Annotated in this window: 1 rRNA gene (cut by a window edge); it reads left to right on the top strand. The window is 51.3% G+C overall.

The features are described from left to right. Positions 1-2445: ribosomal RNA gene (locus tag QOX26_RS14165) — 23S ribosomal RNA — on the top strand (it extends 400 nt beyond the left edge of the window). Positions 2446-2500 lie beyond the last annotated feature (55 nt).

Genomic DNA, 2500 nt, shown 5'->3' with positions numbered 1-2500 from the left:
TCCAGAGTACCAGCGGACACGTGAAACCCGCTGGGAACATGGGGGGACCATCCTCCAAGCCTAAATACTACTCAGTGACCGATAGAGAAGCAGTACCGTGAGGGAAAGGTGAAAAGGACCCCGGGAGGGGAGTGAAATAGAACCTGAAACCTTGTGCCTACAAGCACCGAGAGCACGTTAAAGTGTGATCGGGTACTTTTTGTAGAACGGTCCGGCGAGTTAATGTGTGTTGCGAGGTTAAGGAACTGGAGTTCCGGAGCCGTAGCGAGAGCGAGTCTGAATAGGGCGAATGAAGTAACACGTATTAGACCCGAAACCGGGTGACCTATCCATGAGCAGGTTGAAGTTGCGGTAAGACGCAATGGAGGACCGCACCCACGTCCGTTGAAAAGGCCGGGGATGACTTGTGGATAGCGGAGAAATTCCAATCGAACTCGGAGATAGCTGGTTCTCCCCGAAATAGCTTTAGGGCTAGCGTTAACTTAGATTACTGGAGGTAAAGCACTGAATGGGCTAGGGGCCGCGAGGTTACCGAACCCTATCAAACTCTGAATGCCAGATAATTGATGGTTAGCAGTCAGACTACGTGAGATAAGTCTCGTGGTCGAAAGGGAAACAGCCCAGATCTACAGCTAAGGTCCCAAATAGATACTAAGTGGAAAATGATGTGAAACTGCGAAAACAACCAGGATGTTGGCTTAGAAGCAGCCACTCATTCAAAGAGTGCGTAATAGCTCACTGGTCGAGTGGTTTTGCGCAGAAAATGTAACGGGGCTAAGTATCTAACCGAAGCTTAGGCATTGCAGCAATGCATTGGGTAGGGGAGCGTTCTATGTGGGGCGAAGTCAGAGCGAGAGCACTGGTGGACTGCATAGAAGTGAGAATGCCGGAATAAGTAGCGAGAATTATGTGAGAATCATAATGGCCGAAAATCTAAGGTTTCTTGGGGAAGGTTCGTCCGCCCAAGGTTAGTCGGGAGCTAAGGCGAGGCCTAACGGCGTAGTCGATGCACATACGGTAGAAATTCCGTAACCACCGAACATTTAAGCTAGAGGGACGCTTTCATTAAGTCAATCCCGGGCGATGGTTGCCCCGGGCGTAAGGGACCGAAATTTAGTAGGGAAGTTGATGGCGTGAGAGACGAGAAAAGCTCTAGTGTATACTAAGGTGCCCGTACCGCAAACCGACACAGGTAGATGGGATGAGTATTCTAAGGCCAACGGGAGAAGGGTTGTTAAGGAACTCGGCAAATTGGCCCCGTAACTTCGGGATAAGGGGCGCCTGCGAGAGCAGGCCGCAGTGAAAAGGCCCAAGCGACTGTTTAGCAAAAACACAGCTCTCTGCTAAATCGAAAGATGACGTATAGGGGGTGACGCCTGCCCGGTGCTGGAAGGTTAAGGGGAGTGCTTAGGAGCAATCCGAAGGTGCGAACTTAAGCCCCAGTAAACGGCGGCCGTAACTATAACGGTCCTAAGGTAGCGAAATTCCTTGTCAGGTAAGTTCTGACCCGCACGAATGGCGTAACGATTTGGGCACTGTCTCAACAGCCCGCCCGGCGAAATTGTAGTACCGGTGAAGATGCCGGTTTCCCGCAACTAGACGGAAAGACCCCATGGAGCTTCACTGTAGCTTGATATTGGATTTCGGTACTTCATGTACAGGATAGGTGGGAGACTTGGAAGCTAGTGCGCCAGCATTAGTGGAGTCAACCTTGGGATACCACTCTTGAAGTATTGGAATTCTAACCTGCGGCCATGAAACTGGTCGGGGGACACTGTCAGGTGGGCAGTTTGACTGGGGCGGTCGCCTCCAAAAGAGTAACGGAGGCGCTCAAAGGTTCGTTCAGCACGGACGGAAATCGTGCATTGAGTGTAAACGCATAAACGAGCCTAACTGCGAGAATGACGGTTCGAGCAGTAACGAAAGTTGGAGTTAGTGATCCGGCGGTATGTGAATGGAAATGCCGTCGCTCAACGGATAAAAGCTACCCTGGGGATAACAGGCTGATCTCCCCCAAGAGTCCACATCGACGGGGAGGTTTGGCACCTCGATGTCGGCTCATCGCATCCTGGGGCTGTATTCGGTCCCAAGGGTTTGGCTGTTCGCCAATTAAAGCGGTACGCGAGCTGGGTTCAGAACGTCGTGAGACAGTTCGGTCCCTATCTGTTGCGGGCGTAGGAATATTGAGAGGAGCTGTCCTTAGTACGAGAGGACCGGGATGGACGTACCGCTGGTGCACCAGTTGTTCTGCCAAGGGCATAGCTGGGTAGCTAAGTACGGACGAGATAAACGCTGAAGGCATCTAAGCGTGAAACTTCCCTCGAGATAAGTATTCCCATCCTTCGGGAGTAAGGCCCCACGTAGACTATGTGGTTGATAGGTCAGGAGTGGAAGCGCAGTAATGCGTGCAGCGGACTGATACTAATAGGCCGAGGGCTTGACCTTTATTATAAAGGGTAATCTCTTACTTGAAGCTTGCAAGTAGTTGTTGTTCAGTTTT

The organism is Butyricicoccus sp. Marseille-Q5471, assembly GCF_951230135.1.
Classification (GTDB): domain Bacteria; phylum Bacillota; class Clostridia; order Oscillospirales; family Butyricicoccaceae; genus Agathobaculum.
This window is presented reverse-complemented; position numbering and strand designations above follow the sequence as displayed.